Raw genomic sequence first — 17,736 nt, 5'->3', positions numbered from 1 at the left:
CAGCGCTTTGATCGTCAGGTGAACGGCAAGCGGAGGTCCGCCGCGGCGTCCGGCACGAAGGTCTCCGGCCTGCGCGGCGGGCGCCGGTAGCCGGTGGCGGGCGGGCGGTGCGGGATCTTCAGCTCCGCCCGCCGTACCTCCTCATAGGGGATCGTGGACAGCAGGTGGGCCATCATGTTGATCCTGGCCCGCCGCTTGTCCTCGCTCTCCACGTCGTACCACGGCGCCTCAGAGATGTCGGTGTGCACCAGCATCTCGTCCTTGGCCCTGGAGTAGTCCTCCCAGCGATTGATCGACTCCAGGTCCATCGGCGACAGCTTCCACTGCCGCATCGGATCCGCCAGCCGGGCGTGGAAGCGCCGCTCCTGCTCCTCGTCGCTCACCGAGAACCAGTACTTGCGCAGCAGGATCCCGTCCTCCACCAGCAACCGTTCAAAGATCGGACACTGGTGCAGGAATCGCGTGTATTCCTCCTGGGTGCAGAATCCCATCACCCGTTCGACACCCGCGCGGTTGTACCAGCTGCGGTCGAACAGCACGATCTCCCCAGCGGCGGGCAGGTGCTCGATGTAGCGCTGGAAGTACCATTGCGACCGCTCGCGCTCGGTCGGTGCCGGGAGCGCGGCGATGCGCGCAACGCGCGGGTTGAGGTATTCGGCGACCCTCTTGATCGTGCTCCCCTTGCCCGCCGCGTCCCTCCCCTCGAAGATCACGACCACCCGCCGGCCTCGCACGCGCACCCACTCCTGCACCTTCACCAGCTCTCCTTGCAGGCGGAAGAGCTCCTTCTCGTACGCCTTGCGCGGCAGTCTCTTCGTCATCGGGCTTCCTCGGAAGACGGTCCGAACGGCACCGGTAGCGCGGCGGGGCGCCGCCTGGCCGTGGCACGCACCGCGGTGACGGTCAGCGCCAACGTCAGCACCGACACTCCGGCCAGCAGGGCCAGGCCCACCCCGTAGGAGCCGAACAGGCCGTAGACGAACCCCATCTCCACCGGCGGCACGAACCCGCCCAGCCCGCCGGCCGCGCCGACCAGGCCCGTGACCGAGCCGACCTTGTCGGCCGGGGCCGCCACCGAGACCAGGGCGAAGGTGGCCCCGCTGCCGGCGCCGAGCGCCGCGGCCATGGTCAGGAACGCGACCGTGCCCAGCGGCATCAGCGGTGGGGTGAACGCCAGTACCGTGGCGCAGAGCGCGACGACGGCGAACACGGCGGCCAGGACGCGAATCGGCCCGATCCGGTCCGACAGCCAGCCGCCGACGGGACGCGCCACGACCGCCAGGATCACGAACCCGGCCATCCGGTCGGCCGCGTCGGCCTGCTCCAGGCCGTAGGCCGACCGCAGGTAGACAGGCAGGTAGACGGAGAAGGCGACGTACCCGCCGAACGTCACCGCGTACAGCACGCAGGCCTGCCAGGTGATCGGCAGGCGCACGGCCGCGCCCAGCCGCGCCATGGTCGACTGGGCGGGCGCCGTACGGCCCGGGGCGTCCCGCAGCAGGAACCAGGCCACGACGGCGTAGACGGCGAGCACGGCCGCGGTGAGCAGGAACGGGGTGGCCGCGCCGCCGGTCCTGACCAGCTTGACCGTGGTCAGCGCGCTGATCGCGGTGCCGCCCATCCCCATGCCGAAGACACCGACGGCCAGGCCACGGCGCTCGGGCGGGAACCAGGCGCTGACGAAGGGCACGCCCACCGCGAACACCGTCCCGCCGATGCCCAGGAAGAACCCGCCCACCAGCAGCACCGCCGGCGAGCCCCGCCCGGCCAGGCCGATGAACAGCACCGGGACGATGGTGGCCGCCGAGATCAGCGGGAACATCACCCGGCCGCCGAACCGGTCGGTCAGCGCCCCCACGGGGATCCGGCCCACCGAGCCGACGATCACCGGGACCGCGACCAGCAGCGCCTGCTGGGCGGCCGACAGGCCCAGCAGCTCCTTGAAGCGCGGGCCCAGCGGGCTGAGCAGCGCCCACGCCCAGAAGTTCACCGCGAATCCCACGGTCGCCAACGCCAGCATCAGCGCCGGCCGGCGGGTATCGCCGCGTGGGACCGCCCGGACGGTCCTGTCGGTGCTCATCTCATCCGTTCCTGTCGCATTCACCGGCTCCCACCTGGCGTTTTTGCCCTGCGTGCTCCCCTCGCATCCCACAGCGGCAGCTCCATGCCTCCTAGAGGCGAAAGTCCTGCCTCTTGAGTGCTTTGGTCTTCACTCGCTTTTGGGACTTTGGCCCCTATTCCGCGGTTGGCCGGGCCGGTTAGCGTCAGAGCATGATTCGGGTGTTCCTCGTTGACGATCATGAGGTGGTACGGCGGGGCGTGGCCGCCCTGCTGGACTCCGAGGACGACATAGAGGTGATCGGCGAGGCCGGGACCGCGGAGTCGGCGATCGCCCGTATTCCGGCGCTCAAGCCGGACGTGGCGGTGCTGGATGTGCGGCTGCCCGACGGTAGCGGCGTGGATGTGTGCCGTGAGGCCCGCTCCAGGCTGCCGGAGTTGGCGTGCCTGATGCTGACCTCCTACGCCGACGACGACGCGCTGTTCGAGGCGGTGATGGCGGGCGCCGCCGGTTACGTGCTCAAGCAGATCCACGGCTCCGACCTGGTGGGCGCCGTGCGTACGGTCGCCTCCGGGCAGTCGCTGCTCGACCCGCGGACCACCGCGGCGATGCTCCAGCGGCTGCGCGAGCAGGCCGCCAAGAGGGATCCGCTGGCGGCGCTGTCGGAGCAGGAGCGCAACATCCTCGACCTGATCGGCGATGGGCTGACCAACCGGCAGATCGGCGAGCGGATGTTCCTGGCCGAGAAGACGGTCAAGAACTACGTGTCCAATCTGCTGTCCAAGCTCGACATGCAGCGCCGTACCCAGGTGGCGGCGCTCTCGGCCCGGCTGCGGACGGATCGGCGAGACTGACGGCTCGCCGTTCAAGCCCTCTCCTGGTGCGGCCGGACGACCGCGACCGGGCAGGTGGCGTGGTGCAGCACGGCGCGGCTGACCGAGCCCAGCACCGCCGAGGCGAAGGGGAGAACATCGGCAGTTGCCAGGCATACAGGACATGCAGCTGAGCGTGGCGGGCGCGGGCCTCGTCAATGGCGTACTGCATGGCGGCTTCGGAGTGCGCGGACCCGTCGTAGCCGACGACGATCCGTCTGGTCATCACGCACCCCTTCCCGAACTGGAACCTCAGCTCCAGCCTCGCGAAACAGGCGACCGGCCGCAGGGGGCCGAAGTCCCGAATACGACTGCCGTTGGTCCCGTAGCGGACCAATCCCCAGAAATCGCCTCCTTGACAGGGCCGCGTCCCAACGTAGATCGTTTCGCGGGAACACTCATTCCTCGCAGGGCCGACGGTGGAAGAGCGCCATGAAGATGATCATCGGTGGGTTCGTACTGGCGGCGGTGGCGGGCGCCCTGTGGGCGCGAAGGCACTACGTGGTGGTCACGGTCGAGGGGAGGAGCATGGCCCCGACGCTCTCCGACGGAGATCGGGTCCTGGTACGCAGACGCCGCATCGACCAGGTCACCGCGGGCGACGTCGTCGTGCTCGAACCGCCGCTCACTCTCGCTGGGCTCGGACCGCCGGGCGCGGACGGCCGGCACTGGAACATCAAGCGCGCCGTCGCCTTACCCGGAGACCCCGTGCCTCCGGGGATCGGCGACGGCGTGGCCCGGGTGCCCGCCGGCGCGCTGGTCGTCCTGGGTGACAACATCGACAGCGTCGACTCCCGGCAGCGCGGGTTCTTCGACGCCGACCGCCTGCTCGGTGTCGCGCTGCGCCGGTTGGGCGGGGCAGCGCTGTAGAGCGGGCCCATGGTGCGGTTTCGACTTCTCGGGCCGATGCGGATCCAGGTCAACGGATCACCGGTCAGGATCACGGCGCCCAAGCAACGTACCGTGCTCGCCCTGTTGCTGGCCCGGGCGGGTCACGTCGTACCGATCAGGTCATTGGTGACGGAGGTGTGGGACGAGCGGCCGCCCCGGTCGGCGGTGGCGAACCTGCGCACGTACCTCACGCAGCTGCGCAAGCTGCTTCCGGATGAGGAGCGGCTGGTCACCTCCGACGTCGGCTACCTGCTGCGGGTCGGATCGGACGAGCTCGACCTCCTGGAGTTCGAGGCGCTGTCCGCGCGCGGTCGCCAGGCGCTGGCCAAGCGCGACACGAACGGCGCCGAGGAGGCCTTCACCCGGGCCCTGGCCCTGTGGGAGGGGACGGCGGCGGAGGACGTGCCGCTGGGGCCCACGCTGCGCGAGGTGGTCGCCCGCCTCACCAACCACTACCTGGGCGTGGTGGAGGAGCACGCCGACATCCAGCTCGCCCTCGGCAGGAACGAGCTCGCGGCCACGCGGTTGCGCGAGGTGATCCGCCAGTATCCGCTGCGCGAGCGGCTGCACGGTCAGCTCATGACGGCCCTCTACCGCTGCGGCGACGTGGTCGGCGCGCTGGACGCGTTCGGAGCCGCCCGCCGGGTCCTGGCCGACGAACTGGGCATCGATCCCGGGCCCGACCTGCGCCTGCTGCAGCAGGCCATCCTGCGCAGGGACACCGCCCTGCTGGCGGCCGACCGTGACACCGCGGCCGTGGCCGCCGACGACGGACGCCCGCGGCCACGTCTGCTTCCCCGGGCGCCGCTGGTGTTCGTGGGCCGCTCGGCCGAACGGGCCCACCTGCACAGCGTCCTGTACGGCACGGCGAGCCCACCTGTGGTGGCGCTGCACGGGCCCGGCGGTGCGGGCAAGTCGGCGCTCGCCCTGACGGTCGCGCACGGCGTGACCGACCGCTATCCCGACGGCCAGCTCTATGTGGATCTCCAGGGATCCACGCCGGGCCTGCCACCGTTACGCCCGGCCGAGGTGCTCGGCCGGTTCCTGCGCGCGCTCGGCGTGCCGCCCGGCGACGTCCCGGCGGCACCGGCGGAGGCGGCCACCCACTACCAGTCGCTGCTGGCCGACCGGCGCGTCCTGGTCGTCCTCGACAACGCCGTCGGCGCCGCCCAGGTGGCGCCGTTGCTGCCGGCGGGCGGCGGCTGCGCGGCGCTGGTCACCAGCCGCGCCGCGCTGACCACCATGGACGCCGTGCCCATCGCCGTCGGCATGCTCGACGAGGTGGAGTCGGTACGCCTGCTGAGGTTGCTGGCAGGTCCCGAGCGGGTGAGCGCCGAGGCGGCGGCGGCTGCGGAGATCGCGCGCTCGTGCGGCTTCCACCCGCTGGCCCTGCGCATCGCCGGTGCCCGGCTGGCGGGCCGGCCCGACTGGTCGCTCGCCCGGTTCGGCGAGCGGCTGGGCGACCAGCGACGGCGGCTGGACGAGCTCCAGGCCGCCGACCTGCGGGTGCGTACCTGCTTCGAGGTCGGGTACGGGACGCTGACCAGCACCGCGAAGGCGATCTTCCGGGCGTTCGGCGTGCTGGAGGTGCCCGAAGCCGGCGTCGAGCTCACCGCCGCGCTGGCCGACGTCGACCAGACGACGGCGGAGGCCGCGCTCGACGAGCTGACCGAGGCCCGGCTGCTCGAGCCGGTCGGCGACGGCCGGTTTCGCATGCACGACCTGCTGCGGCTCTTCGCCGCGGAGCTGGCCGCCGCCCATGACACGCCGCGGGAGCGTACGCGGGCGGTCGGCCGGGCCCTGGAGTGGTACCTCGCTCGCCTGCGTCGGCTGCAGACCCTGCTGCAACCGCACCTGATGCCCGCCGGCGGGGGCGAGAACGCCTCCGACGTGGGCTTGGCGGATCTCGCCGCGGCCGTACGGTGGCTGGACACGGATCTGCCGTGCCTGGTGGCGGCGGCCGTACAGGCGGCGAAAGGTGAGCAGGGCGGCTTCGTCATCGAGCTGACGGCCCTGATCAAGGCCATCGCGATGAAGAGCGGCTACTGGCGGGAGCTCGAGACCACCGCGCGGCTCGCCATCGAGGTCGCGCGGCGGGCCGGCGACCGCGTCGCGGAGGCGGCCACGCTGGCGACTCTGGGGCTGCTGGAGTGGAAGTCCGGACGGCCCGAGGCGGCCCGCGCCCTCCTGCAACGGGCGCTCGACCTCTGGCGGGCCGTGGGCGAGCGCGGGGAGGAAGGGCTGGCGCTGCACAACCTCGGCTGGCTGTGCATGCAGGCCGGAGATCTCGACGCGGCCCTCGACCACATCGGCACGGGCCTGCTGCTGCTCAAGACACATCGGCCGAACCGGGTCGGGCTGGTCTCGCACAACCTGGGCGAGGTACTGCTCCGGCTGGGCCGCCACACCGAGGCGGTGGACCGCTTCGAACAGTGCCTCACCATCCGGCGGGCCGATCGCGACCTGTACGGCGAGAGCATCACGCTGGCCGCGCTCGGCCGCGCCCACTGCCTGCTCGACCAGCGGGACAAGGCACTGGCGGTACTGGCGGAGGCACTGGTCCGCTGCGAGGCGACCGGCAACCGGGAGGATCAGTGGGAGGTGCTGCTCAGCAGGTCCGAGATCCGGCTGCGGCAGGGCGATCCGGCCGCGGCGGTGGCCGACCTGACCCGCGTCCTGGAGCTGACCACCAAGATCGGCGACGCGTACGGCCACGCCGCCTGCGTACGCCAGCTCGCCAGAGCACGCGCGGCCCTCGGCGACCCGCGTGCCGCCACGGACGCCGGCAAGGCCGCGGGACTGTTCGCCGATCCCGCGACACGCTGCGATCCGGTGCTGGAAAGGCTGCTCACCGCCCGGCTGTAGCGCGGCTGTATGGGGTGCTGTATGCCGCCCGCATAGGTTTCGGCTAACCGCATCGCTACGAAAGGAACGAGTCCATGACTGCTGTTCTTGGCCGGCTCGGCGACCGGATTCTCGGCAAGCTGGTGCCCAAGGCGTCCGCGAAGGCGGCCGCCGAGTGGTACGTCCACTGCTACTGCCGGGAGCGCTCCGACTTCCAGAAGATCTGCACCACCGCCGGCGGCACGACCCGATGCGGAGCCTGCTACGCGTTCAGAATCTGCGGCGGCTAGGTAGGACACGCAGGTCTGGCGGCGGACACCCGCCGCCAGACCCCCGGCTCGCTTGAAGTGAGGTTGTTGCCTGATGGCTTTCCTGGTTGCCGCTGTCGTGTTCCTGGCCCTCCTGTGCCTGTTCAACCTGGTGCTCAACCTGGGGGTGCTCCGCCGGCTCCGCGAGCACACCGCCGAGCTGGAGCGCCTGGCCGGACACGCGATGCTCATGCCGTACGATCCCGGCGTCCTGGTCGGTCGTACGCTGCCCGAGGCGGCGGCGGGCGCGCGGCTGGTCGGCTTCTTCGACGTCGGCTGTAGCACGTGTCACGAGCGCGCGCCGCAGTTCGCCGAGGAGGCGGGCAAGCACCCCGCCCTGGCGGTGATCACCGGCGATGGCGCGAAGGTGGCCGATCTCGTCACCATGGTCGGCGGCGTGTCGAGCGTGATCACGGGCGATGAGGCCGACCGGCTCGCGCACGCCCTCGGCGTGGAGGCGTTCCCCACCTTCCTGCGGGCCGACCAGGAAGGCAAAGTGCTGGCCGCGGACACGGAACTCGCCGCCATGGCGAGCGCCGGATGACCTCGGACCGGCTGCGGCGAGCCGCCACCCTGGGATTGCTGTGCTGGCGGGCGGGACCCGTGCTGGCGGTGTCCCAGCTGGTGGTCACCGTCGTGGCCGGACTGCTGCCCACGGGCGCCGTGTGGGCGACGAAGCTGCTCATCGACGGGCTGGCGACGGGCCTCGCGGAACGGGCGCTGGGCCCGGCCGCCGGGCTCGTCGCACTGGGACTGGCCTCCGGGGTGCTGCCGCACGTCACGGGATACCTGCGGGGCGAGTCGGACCGCAGACTCGACCTGATGCTCCAGGACCGGCTGTACACGAGGGTGAACGAGTTCCAGGGGCTGTCACGCTTCGAGGACCCGGCCTTCCTCGACGAGTTGCGGATGGCCACGCAGGCCACGGGCGGTGCGATGGGGCCGATCACCTCGGGCCTGTTCGACCTCTGCCGCAACGTCATCGCCCTGACCGGGCTCCTCGGCGCTCTGGCCGTGCTGAGCCCGCTGATGGCCGGGCTGGTGGCGGTGGCGGCGCTGCCCACCCTCGCCGCCCGGATGTCCCTGGAGAAGCGGCGGGCCAGGATGCTCGCCGGGCAGTCGGCGGCGGCCCGGCGGCAGATCTTCTACTCCTCCTTGCTCACCGACGTGGAGGCCGCCAAGGAGGTACGGCTCTTCGGGCTCGGCGACTTCCTCAGGCGCCGGGTCATCGGCGAGCTCACCACGATGCAGACGGCCGAGCGGCGCCTCGACCGGCGCGAAGCGCTCACGCAGTCGTCACTGGCGACCCTTTCCGCCCTGGTCAGCGGCATCGGCTTGATCTGGGCCGTGTACTCCGCCCTGGCGGGACGGCTGACCCTGGGCGACGTGACGGCCTTCGCCGCCGCGGTGGCCGGCACCCAGGCCGCCCTCATCGCGACCGTGGAGAACGCGGCCAACGCCGGCCACTCACTGCTCCTGTTCGACCACCACGAGCGGGTGATGTCGCTCTCCGACGACCTCCCGCCGCCGCACCGGCCGGCCGCGCTGCCCGCCCTGCGGCGCGGCATCGAGCTGCGCGACGTGTGGTTCCGGTACGCCGAGGGCCACCCCTGGGTGCTGCGCGGCGTCGACCTGACCATCCCCCACGGCGCGTCGGTCGCGTTGATCGGACTCAACGGAGCCGGCAAGAGCACGCTGATCAAACTGCTGTGCCGCTTCTACGATCCCTCCAGAGGCTCGATCCTCTGGGATGGCGTGGACATTCGCGACGTACCGCCGGCCGACCTCCGTGCCCGGATGGGCGTGCTCTTCCAGGACTACATGAGCTACGACCTCACCGCGGCGGAGAACATCGGCGTCGGCGAGATCGAGGCGATGTCCGACCGGAGCAGGATCCAGGCCGCCGCCGAGATGTCCGGAGCCGACCAGACCGTACGGGCCCTGCCGCACGGGTACGACACGATGCTGAGCCGGATCTTCTTCGGACCGGAGGACGACACCGGGGTGGTGCTCTCCGGAGGCCAGTGGCAACGACTGGCCCTGGCCCGCGCGCTCGTCCGCGAACAGCGCGACCTGCTCATCCTCGACGAACCCAGCTCGGGACTCGACGCGGAGGCCGAATACGAGGTGCACCGGCGGCTGCGTGAGCACCGGGCAGGGCGTACCAGCCTGCTCGTCTCACACCGGCTCGGCGCGGTACGGGACGCCGACCTCATCGTGGTGCTCGGCGACGGGCGGATCGTCGAGCAGGGCACCCACGACGACCTCATCGCGGCGGACAGCGGCTACGCCCGGCTGTTCGAGACCCAGGCCAGCGGCTACCGCGTCGAGGCGTAGCGCCCAGCCTCCGGCAACTCGAATCTGGCCTCACGGTGAGCTCCCGCCCGGCAACGGTGCGGCAGCATCGAGGCACCAGCGTGAGCGGAGGCAGCACGTGGACGGATTCGTGTCGATGATCCTCGCCGCATTGGCGGCCGGTTTCGCGGCCGGTGGGCTCTCTCTGCTCTCCGACAGGACTCAGAGAACGGTGGAAAGCATGCGGAGGAAGACGTCGCGCACCGAAGCACCTGCCGCGTCCGCCGACGAGCAGGATCCGCTGGACAGGATTCGGGTCGACGCCAAGGACAGTACCGTCCAGGTCAACGTGGACGCCGGAAACGTGCAATACGTCCACTGCACCTTCGGTTCATCCACCGTCCCTCCGGATCCTGGAGAGGGCATTGCCCGCACCCGTTAAGTGGGGTGACTCACAAGGCTTGTCGGCCGAGTGCTATCGGCGGCATCGGCGTGGTGAGCCGCCGCTGCGCGGAAGCCGGGCGAGTGGCGCGCCCGCCCGCTTCGTCTTCCGACGGCCGAAGCGACTGCGGCCGCCGCCTGCCCGTTCGGACAGCCGATGGCAGGCCTGGCAATCCACGCGAACGTTGTACGGGTGGAAACCCGCCAAGGCCGAGGAACACCATCAGCCGGCCGCGGAACTGGACATCATCTGGATCCGAGACTGCGTCGGCGTCCAAATCGGCAAGCACAACTCACAGACCACCACCTACGACATCATCCTCTCCAAAATCTCGATCCTCCTCGACGAGAGAGCCATATCGGCGCTGCTCGCCTTGATCTCGCAGGGAGCAGAAGACGGATTTTTCACCGACGTCCGCATTCCGGGCCTTCCCTCTTTTCCTGGGTCGTCCGCCGAATCATTCACGAGGAAGCACCCGGACGACGCGCGACTGATCATGGTTCGGCGGTCCTGCGGCGTGCAGATCGGCAACCGGTGTTTTCAGCGCATTAAAATAACCATTCTCGTTGACGGTTTCGCGATCCGGATCGACAGCCTGCACCTGCGGAGCAAACGACTGGCGGGAATGCGCCGCCTGCTGGCGAATCCGTCGGACAGGGCCGCCGCCTCCATGATCGCCGACGACATCGTCAAGCAGGCCGTTGCCACGCTCATGGCGCATCTGGAAAAGGAATTCGATCGCCTCGTCGAGAAATCCTTGATCACCGGCCTGCGCTCGCTCTACCGGCGGGCCGGCGTGTCGATGGGGTTCCACAACAGGGTCCGCCTTCGTCGACGTTTCGACACCCGCGCCATAAGAATCGCGCACCTCTGCCACTTGCTCACCGAACAGATATTGCGCTACGCGGAGCACCAGGCCAGAGCCCGTCGAACGGCGGAAGAGCGCCATCGCCGTCCCGACACGCCCCGTACGAGGGAAGGACCATCCAGGAAACGGGCGCGAGAACAGCACGGGCCGCAAGCCCGTACCAGCGAGCATTTCTCAACCGGGCGGCCCGGTGACGCTGATGTCAACGGGCGGGACGCGTCCGGCGCGGAACGGGTCCCCACCGATGCCGCAGCTAGACCCGGCGAACGAGACGCCCACACCGGCCGGCCGGGGTCCCACCACGACCGCCCGGGCGAACAACCCACCGAGGAACCCGCCCGCAACGCCGATGCGCCCTCCACCGCCCCTCGGCCCTCGGCGCATGAGCGGCCCGCCGCCTCTCAGCCCTCGGCGCATGAGCGGCCCGCCGCCCCTCGCCGGCCCGCTCTCACCACGCCAGCGGAGCAGAACGGCCGCGGGAGCGCGGAGCCGCAGCCGCCCTCGACGCCTGGTCCCAGCACTGCGCCAAGTCCAGCAGACCGGCCCTCGACACCGAGCGCGCCGCTTGACGGCGGGCCCCATGACAACCTGTCCTCTGAGCTGGGCCGAGGCGACCAGGAAGACCGCCGAGTGATATCCCCTTCAGCCCTAGAGCCTTTTCCGCCTCCGGAGCTTGAGTCTCAGCGAGTGCTCCCAAAGCGTGTACGAGAGGATGTGGGCAGGCGGTCAGACTTACCCGCCATCGAGCCTCGGGCCGATCGAGAGATCGACGATGAACCATCACGGCCGTCGCCCGGCTACCGTGATCTGGGCTACGGAGACCGATGAGCCGGAACCGGACGACATCGGCAACTGGAATTCGCAGGTAACGACACAGCGGCAACGGGCGGCTACCGGGCGCACCTGGTCTGCCGATAGGGCTGACGCCTCCCCCCAGGGCGCCTCAGTCGCTCTCGATCCGTCCCAGCGGCTCGGGCTCGTCCGCCAGCGCGGAGCGCGCCGCGAGCCAGGCGGGGTCTTCGGGGTAGAAGACATGGCGGAGGTAGGCCCAGGTGAGTCGCTGGATCAGGGCGACTCGTCCGGGGTGCTCGTCCGTCGTCTCCGCGACGTCGTACCCGGAGATTCCGCCGAGCGAATGCTCCGCCCCGAACAGCGTGAGCAGGCTCTTGCCGCCCGGGCTCAAGAAGTAGGGGTCGGTGAACCACTCCGGCCCCCGAGCGGTCAGCTGGGACTGGTCTCGATCCCCCGCGACCACAAGGGCCGGCGTGGCCATGTCCGCGAAGCTCGGATTCATGAAGGGGAAATGCTCGGCCGCGATCGGGCTCAGGTCCGCTCCGCCCCGGCCGGGCGCGGCGAGCAGTACCCCCGCCTTGATCCGGGAGTCGGACATGTCCTCCCCCGGTTCGCCCCCGGGATCGAGGACTCGCGCGCCCAGCAGCATGCTCGCCGTCTGGCCGCCCCAGGAGTGCCCGGCCGCGGCGATGCGGCCGCGGTCGAGCCGCCCGCCGAGGCCGGGTACGGCGGCTTCGACGAGATCGAGCTGGTCGAGGACGCGCTTCATGTCCTCGACCCGGTAACGCCAGATCAGTGGAGTACGGGGATCCTCTGGAGGCAGACTCAGCGTCCTGGAGTCGAGATGGGTGGGTTGAATCACCACGAAGCCGTGAGCGGCCCAGAAGTCGGCCAGCGGAGCATAACCGTCCGACGACCAGCCGAAGCCGTGCGAGAAGACGATGACCGGCAGTTCGCGGCCGACCGCGGGCGCGGACACGCGCACCCGCAGATCCTCACCACGGCCCGGGGCCGACAGCACCACCGGCTTCACCGAGACGACCGGAGTGGGCACGCTGACAGCCACGTCACCGTCGCCCGCAGCCGGGACCGCCATGTCTGTTTCGATCATGATGTGGATGCTCCTTCAGTGGTCTTCGGTAATGAACTGGTCGGTGACCCACCTTGCGACGTCGGCGGGATAGGGCGCCGACAGACCGAGGACGATGTGCCGGAAGCCGGCGTCGATCGCTTCGCCGATCGCGTCCCGGGTGGTGCCGGGCTGGTCGTAGGAGACGGGCAGGTGGATCGAGCGGGTGATCGAGGCGGGGTCGCGACCGATCTCGGCGCAGTAGCGGTCCAGCAGCGCGCTGCGGCTGATGACGTCGTCGATGTCGCCGCCGGGGATGTTCCACAGGTCGGCGTGCTCGGCGACCACGCGCAGCGTCGCGGACGAGCGTCCGCCGATGAGGATCGGCGGGTGGGGGCGCTGGACCGGCTTGGGGTTGCCGAAAGCGTTGGTGACCTGGACGTACGTGCCGTGGAAGTCGAACGGTTCGGTCTCGGTCCACAACCGCTTGATCACCGTGCACGCTTCGGCGAGGCTGCCCACGGCGTGGGCGGTGTCGTGGAAGGGCAGGCCGTGGGCTTCGTACTCGCGCGGGGCCCAGGGCACGCTGGGTCGTGAGCCGACGCCGATGCCGAAGTCGAGCCGCCCGCCGGAGACGATGTCGACGGTGGTGGCGATCTTGGCCAGCATCGCGGGCGGCCGAATGCGGTTGCTGGTCACGAGCACGCCGAGCCGCAGCCGTCGGGTCTGTGCGGCGAGGGCCGAGAGCAGCGTCCAGCCCTCGTAGATCGTGCCGTTCGGGTCGCCGAAGATGGGCAGGAGATGATCGAACAGCCACGCGTGTTCGATCTCGGGGATCGTGTCCGCCTCGCGCCAGACCCGCAGGACGTCGTGGTAGTCGACCTGCGACGGGGCGGTCATGATCCCGAAGCGGGGCCGGATGGTATGCGGCATAGAGGGCTTTGGTCCTTTCGACACTGGGCGTCACCAGAGGCTAAACGGAACAGGCTTCCGATATGCACAGCCGACGCCCATCGCATCGATTCACTCGCATCCCACGGCAATCCCGGGCATGGGTGTGACGCGATGGCGATGCGCGGGTTGGCCGTCGGTCGGCGCTCTGGCATCATGGGTAAACGGAATCCCGTTCCGACTACTATAAGGAACACGGTTCCGCTTCGCAACCCAGCAATGGAGGGAACGGTAAGGGTGAACGACGGCGACGGAGGCGCGGGCCCCCGCAAGCGGGCCGATGCCCGGCGCAACGAGAGGACGCTGCTCGACGCCGCCGCGGCCGTCTTCGTGACCTCGGGCGTCGAGGCGCCGGTGCGCGACATCGCGGCCAGGGCAGGAGTCGGGGTGGCCACGATCTACCGCCACTTCCCGACCCGGGCGGATCTCATCATCGCCGTCTATCGGCACCAGGTCGAGGCCTGCGCCGAGGCCGGTCCAGCCCTGCTGGCGGCCGTCGCGAGTCCTTACGCCGCGCTGGGGCGATGGATCAACCTGTTCGTCGACTTCCTGGTCACCAAGCACGGACTCGCCGCCGTACTCCGCTCCGACGACGCCGGCTTCGAGGCCCTGCACGCCTACTTCCTCGACCGGCTCGTGCCCGTGTGCGGCCAACTGCTCCAAGCCGCGGCCGCCGCCGGCGAGATCCGCGCCGACGTCGACGCCCTCGAACTCATGCGCGGCGTCGGGAACCTCTGCATCGGCGCGGAAAACGATCCCCGTTACGACGCGCGGCGGCTGGTCGAATTCCTCATCGCGGGACTCCGCCTACCGCACTAGCCACCGCTTGAATACCGCACTTCGCGCTGGCGCTCGGACTGCACAACGCCCTGACCGCAGCGCACAGAGCCCGCGATGCTCCGCTCCTCCGGCGCGAAGGTGTTCGAGCGCATGGGAGGCGATTGATCAGCGGTGGGCGGTTGCGATGAGGCGGCGTAGCGCGGCGTGGGCGGGTGGGCCCCAGGTGGGCTTGCCGCCTGGGCGGCCGTGGACGCCGGCGTCTCCGATGAGGATGCCGGCGAGGGCCTGCCCCACCGCCCATCCGCGGGCGCGGCGCAGGGTGGCGGCGTCCGGGGCCGGTCGGTAGGCGGCATGGAAGAGGTCTACGGCGCCGTCCGGCAGCAGGTCGTCGATCTTGCACACCGGGTGCCCGTCGTCGGCGCTGATCACCTGCCGGTCGAGCAGGTGCAGGTTCGCGTGCAGTTCCCTGGCCTTCATTGCCCCGCCTTCGTCGCGATCATCAGCGGGACGGCCGCCACGGCCACCACGAGCAGCAGGATCATGTACGCGGTTCCGAGTGCGTTGCTGAACCGGCCGTTGACCTGGTCGCCTATGTAGTCGGGATCGTTGGCGATCATGAGCACCGGCAGGTACGTCAGGGGAAGCGCCGCCGCCGAGAAGACCAGCGAGTACTCGGTGACCATGATCGGATCGATGGTCGTCAGGATGAGCGCGGTCGCGACGACGACCCCCGCCAGCACCACGGAGTGGAAGCGCGCGGCGTCGCGGGGGCGGACCAGCTTGCCCCACTGCCAGCCGAAGTACTGGCTGATGGTGTAGCCCGACGACAGCGCGGTCTCCAGAGTCGCGCCGAACGTCGCCGCGAACACCCCGAAGATCACCGCCGCCAGGCCGAGCTACCCCAGCCCGATCCCGGCGGGCAGCAGCATCTGGCCGAGCGTGTCGACCTCCGCCTTCACCGGGAAGAACACCACCGCCGCGCAGCCCGCGATGGCCAGCGACAGGAACCCGCCCAGCGGGAAGCCGACGAACACGTTGGCCCGTGAGATGACCAGGTCCTTGCGGGTCCACTTCTCCTCAACCCCGCCGGAGGAGAAGAAGAACACCTCATACGGCGTCATCGCGCCGCCGAGCAGGGCGATCGCGTAGTACCAGTACGTCGGCGCGCCCTCGTCGGCCGGCGGCTGGGTGAGCTGGCGGCCCAGCTCGTGCCAGTCGGGCCCGAGCTGCCACAACGCCACCGCGAACGCCACCAGCGCCAGCCCCGCCAGCCCGAAGACCCGCTCCATCGTCTCGAACCTGACCCGCCACATCACAGCCACGCCACCAGCGCGACCCCCGGCACCCACAGCAGGTAGTTGATCCCGGTGGCCAACTCCAGGGCCAGCGACGCGCCGCCGATCTCGGCGGCCAGGGTGAGGACGTTGATGAAGAACGACGCCCCCAGGTTGACCAGGCCGGCCCGTGGCCCCATCCGCTCCCTGACCAGGTCGAACACCGGCCGCCCCGAGACGGCGGCGATCCGGCCCGACATCTCGGCGAACAGGCAGATCCCGACGACGCCGACCACGACCACCCAGGCCAGCGACATCCCGAACCTGGCGCCGACCAGTGAGTTCGCGACCAGGTCGCCGATGTCGACGAACCCGCCGAAGGCAGTGAGGATGCCCAGCGTCACCGCGAAGAGCTTCTTCACAGATGCGCCTCCTCGAAGGCCCGCAGCTTCGTGGCGACCCCTTCGAGATCCTTTACGGCTGCCGCCGGATCCTCGATCCCGTCCCGCCTGACCTGGATGAGCAGCGACGCCACCTGGTCCTCGGCCTCGCCGGTGAGGTCGAGCAGCCGGCCGCGCACCTCGTCGGCGGCGGGGGACGGCGGCTGCACCCCGCCGAACTGGCTGTTGACGCTGCCCAGATCCTTGACCGTCTCGGTGAACAGCGTCTTGAGGTAGGGCGTGGTCAGGCGGTCCTCGTCGCGTACGGCCAGCCGTACGATCTCCAGGCTTGAGGCGGCCGACTGCGCCGACTGGGCGGCCTTCAGACCGTAGTCGTGATCATCCCAGGCAGGGCTCGCACACCCGCTCAGCAGCAGCACAGCCAGGGTCAGCGCGACACGCCTCGAGACCCTCATGTACGGCGTCGCAGCACGAAATAACCCAGCAGCACCAGCAGCACCAGGAATTGCCCCCAGGCCGCGAGCAACACCAGTCCCTCATCTTGCACGAGGGTGCACCTGCCCAACCGCCCAACGATCATGCACCTTGCGACGGCGAAGGCTCCCGGTCCTGCGAGACCTGTCAGAGCAGGACCGGCCTGAAGGTGGTCAGCGGAAGTCGGCGGCGTGGTCCCGCGCCCACTCCGCGAAGGTCTGGGCAGGGCGTCCGGTGAGTTTCTCGACGATGACGGAGGTCTCCGGGACGGTCTCGGCGCCGGCCGCCCACGCGCCCATGATCGCCTCCACTCCCATCGCGGGCATCGTCCTGCCCAGGTCGGCCCGCGCCTGTTCGGGTGTGACCACCTCGATCGGGATCTCCCTGCCGATGGCCGCGCCGATGTGTTCGACCTGCTCGCGCAGGGTGAGCACCTGCGGCCCGTACACCGTGTACGCCTGCCGCCCGTGCCCGCGCTCGGTCAGCGCCGTCACCGCGAGCGCGGCCATGTCCCGCTCGCTGACGGGAGCCGTCATCGCCTCCGGGTACGGCAGTCGCACCGCCTCCCCGCCCTTGATCGCCCGCGTCCACCACCATCGGGCGTTGGTCGCGAACATCCCCGGCCGGAGGAAGGTCCAGGACAGCCCGGACTCCTCCAGGGCCGACTCCACGATGCGATGGTCCCGCGCGATCGGATTACGGTCGGCGCCGGGCTGCACGACCGCCCCGGACGAGAGCAACACCACGTGCCGCACCCCCGCCGTAAGGGCAGCCGTCACGAAACCGGCGATGCCCGCGGGCTTGGCATAGAGGAAGACCTGCGAGGCGCCTTCCAGCGCGGCGGACAACGTTTCCGGCGCGTCCAGATCCGCCGCTATGTGGGAGCTGTCCGGCGTCCTGCTCGTCAGCCGGACCGGCCTGCCCAAAGCGGTCAGACCTGCGGCGACATGGCGGCCGACACTCCCCCGGGCGCCGAAAACAACCGTGACCATGATGTGGGGCTTCCTCTAATCCTCGCTGAGCAGTTTTACGAGCTGGGTGTGCGAGATCTGCCGCACATACTACTCATTCAATTAATTGAATGAACCTTCGGGTGGGTGCATTCCAAGCGTTGGACACAGCTCCAAGGCACCGGGCCGTCTGCCATGCCGGTCGCCTCCTTTGCCACGCCGTTCCGTCACTGGCGGCTGATATCCATGCCTACAAGACGATCTACGACGAACGACGGAGCCAAGCATGGGCGTCATCGAGGAATACCGCGCCTCCTGGGATGGTGTCCTGGAGTACGCGCGGCAACCCGAGCGTGAGCTGCGGCATGGTGGGGCATTCCCCCTTGAACGAGGACACCTCGAAGACTGGATCTTGAGGTCCAGGGGAAGAGATGTCACTGATGGTGATGAAGAACTACCCGCCCGA

The 17,736-nt window shown here is 70.0% G+C and carries 18 protein-coding genes and 1 pseudogene; 9 read left to right on the top strand and 10 right to left on the bottom strand.

Annotated features, from left to right (window positions below):
- Positions 1–14: 14 nt before the first annotated feature.
- Together ppk2 and AB0B61_RS56670 are read right to left on the bottom strand one after the other, a co-directional pair.
- A complete protein-coding gene (ppk2, locus tag AB0B61_RS56675) occupies positions 15–821 on the bottom strand; it encodes a polyphosphate kinase 2 (RefSeq protein WP_358450464.1) in 807 nt (268 codons plus the stop codon).
- Positions 818–2,080, bottom strand: coding sequence for an MFS transporter (locus AB0B61_RS56670; RefSeq protein ID WP_358450462.1), 1,263 nt, complete (start codon positions 2,078–2,080; stop codon positions 818–820). The genes ppk2 and AB0B61_RS56670 overlap by 4 nt, the downstream gene beginning before the upstream one ends.
- A gap of 191 nt (positions 2,081–2,271) precedes the next feature.
- On the opposite strand from AB0B61_RS56670, the gene AB0B61_RS56665 reads away from it, so the two are divergent.
- Positions 2,272–2,913, top strand: coding sequence for a response regulator transcription factor (locus AB0B61_RS56665; protein WP_358450460.1), 642 nt, complete (start codon positions 2,272–2,274; stop codon positions 2,911–2,913).
- A gap of 11 nt (positions 2,914–2,924) precedes the next feature.
- Here the strand turns inward: AB0B61_RS56665 and AB0B61_RS56660 are convergent, their stop codons facing one another.
- Entirely contained in the window at positions 2,925–3,008 is an 84-nt protein-coding gene (locus tag AB0B61_RS56660) for a universal stress protein (RefSeq protein WP_358450484.1), read from the bottom strand.
- Positions 3,009–3,363: 355 nt separating this feature from the next.
- Between AB0B61_RS56660 and AB0B61_RS56655 the strand changes: the two genes are divergently transcribed.
- The 6 genes from AB0B61_RS56655 (at position 3,364) to AB0B61_RS56630 (ending at position 9,711) form a co-directional block, all read left to right on the top strand.
- On the top strand, positions 3,364–3,801 hold the full coding sequence (locus AB0B61_RS56655; protein ID WP_358450458.1) for a S26 family signal peptidase: 438 nt from the start codon (positions 3,364–3,366) through the stop codon (positions 3,799–3,801).
- Between the two features lie 9 nt (positions 3,802–3,810).
- The gene (locus AB0B61_RS56650) at positions 3,811–6,687 is read left to right on the top strand and encodes a BTAD domain-containing putative transcriptional regulator (RefSeq protein ID WP_358450456.1); all 2,877 of its coding nucleotides are present in this window, start codon (positions 3,811–3,813) and stop codon (positions 6,685–6,687) included.
- Positions 6,688–6,761: 74 nt separating this feature from the next.
- Positions 6,762–6,956: a hypothetical protein gene (locus AB0B61_RS56645; RefSeq protein ID WP_358450454.1), complete on the top strand. Its 195-nt coding sequence runs from the start codon at positions 6,762–6,764 to the stop codon at positions 6,954–6,956.
- A gap of 73 nt (positions 6,957–7,029) precedes the next feature.
- Complete coding sequence (locus tag AB0B61_RS56640) at positions 7,030–7,518, top strand: hypothetical protein (RefSeq protein WP_358450452.1); 489 nt, start codon at positions 7,030–7,032, stop codon at positions 7,516–7,518.
- On the top strand, positions 7,515–9,311 hold the full coding sequence (locus tag AB0B61_RS56635; RefSeq protein WP_358450450.1) for an ABC transporter ATP-binding protein: 1,797 nt from the start codon (positions 7,515–7,517) through the stop codon (positions 9,309–9,311). Before AB0B61_RS56640 ends, AB0B61_RS56635 begins: the two co-directional genes overlap by 4 nt.
- Before the next feature lie 97 nt (positions 9,312–9,408).
- Positions 9,409–9,711, top strand: coding sequence for a hypothetical protein (locus AB0B61_RS56630; protein WP_358450448.1), 303 nt, complete (start codon positions 9,409–9,411; stop codon positions 9,709–9,711).
- A 457-nt stretch (positions 9,712–10,168) separates the two neighbouring features.
- Here AB0B61_RS56630 and AB0B61_RS56625 read toward each other — a convergent pair whose 3' ends face one another.
- From AB0B61_RS56625 to AB0B61_RS56615, 3 genes are all read right to left on the bottom strand, one after another.
- Positions 10,169–10,660 (bottom strand): hypothetical protein, encoded by a 492-nt coding sequence (locus tag AB0B61_RS56625; protein ID WP_358450446.1) that lies wholly within the window; start codon positions 10,658–10,660, stop codon positions 10,169–10,171.
- A gap of 862 nt (positions 10,661–11,522) precedes the next feature.
- Complete coding sequence (locus tag AB0B61_RS56620) at positions 11,523–12,467, bottom strand: chlorophyllase (RefSeq protein ID WP_358450482.1); 945 nt, start codon at positions 12,465–12,467, stop codon at positions 11,523–11,525.
- Positions 12,468–12,497: 30 nt separating this feature from the next.
- Positions 12,498–13,373: an LLM class flavin-dependent oxidoreductase gene (locus AB0B61_RS56615; protein WP_358450444.1), complete on the bottom strand. Its 876-nt coding sequence runs from the start codon at positions 13,371–13,373 to the stop codon at positions 12,498–12,500.
- Between the two features lie 237 nt (positions 13,374–13,610).
- On the opposite strand from AB0B61_RS56615, the gene AB0B61_RS56610 reads away from it, so the two are divergent.
- Complete coding sequence (locus tag AB0B61_RS56610; RefSeq protein ID WP_358450442.1) at positions 13,611–14,210, top strand: helix-turn-helix domain-containing protein; 600 nt, start codon at positions 13,611–13,613, stop codon at positions 14,208–14,210.
- Positions 14,211–14,336: 126 nt separating this feature from the next.
- Here the strand turns inward: AB0B61_RS56610 and AB0B61_RS56605 are convergent, their stop codons facing one another.
- From AB0B61_RS56605 to AB0B61_RS56590, 4 genes and pseudogenes are all read right to left on the bottom strand, one after another.
- Positions 14,337–14,648 carry a hypothetical protein gene (locus tag AB0B61_RS56605; protein ID WP_358450440.1) on the bottom strand — a complete coding sequence of 104 codons (312 nt, stop codon included), beginning with the start codon at positions 14,646–14,648 and terminating at the stop codon, positions 14,337–14,339.
- A pseudogene (locus AB0B61_RS56600) lies at positions 14,645–15,762 on the bottom strand (divalent metal cation transporter). Before AB0B61_RS56600 ends, AB0B61_RS56605 begins: the two are co-directional and overlap by 4 nt.
- Positions 15,763–15,863: 101 nt before the next feature.
- A complete protein-coding gene (locus AB0B61_RS56595; RefSeq protein WP_358450438.1) occupies positions 15,864–16,301 on the bottom strand; it encodes a hypothetical protein in 438 nt (145 codons plus the stop codon).
- Between the two features lie 192 nt (positions 16,302–16,493).
- Entirely contained in the window at positions 16,494–17,312 is an 819-nt protein-coding gene (locus AB0B61_RS56590) for an NAD(P)H-binding protein (RefSeq protein WP_358450436.1), read from the bottom strand.
- Between the two features lie 244 nt (positions 17,313–17,556).
- Between AB0B61_RS56590 and AB0B61_RS56585 the strand changes: the two genes are divergently transcribed.
- The coding region (locus AB0B61_RS56585; protein ID WP_358450434.1) for a hypothetical protein at positions 17,557–17,736 on the top strand (180 nt) is incomplete at its 3' end.

The organism is Nonomuraea sp. NPDC049158 (assembly GCF_040648335.1).
Classification (GTDB): domain Bacteria; phylum Actinomycetota; class Actinomycetes; order Streptosporangiales; family Streptosporangiaceae; genus Nonomuraea.
This window is presented reverse-complemented; position numbering and strand designations above follow the sequence as displayed.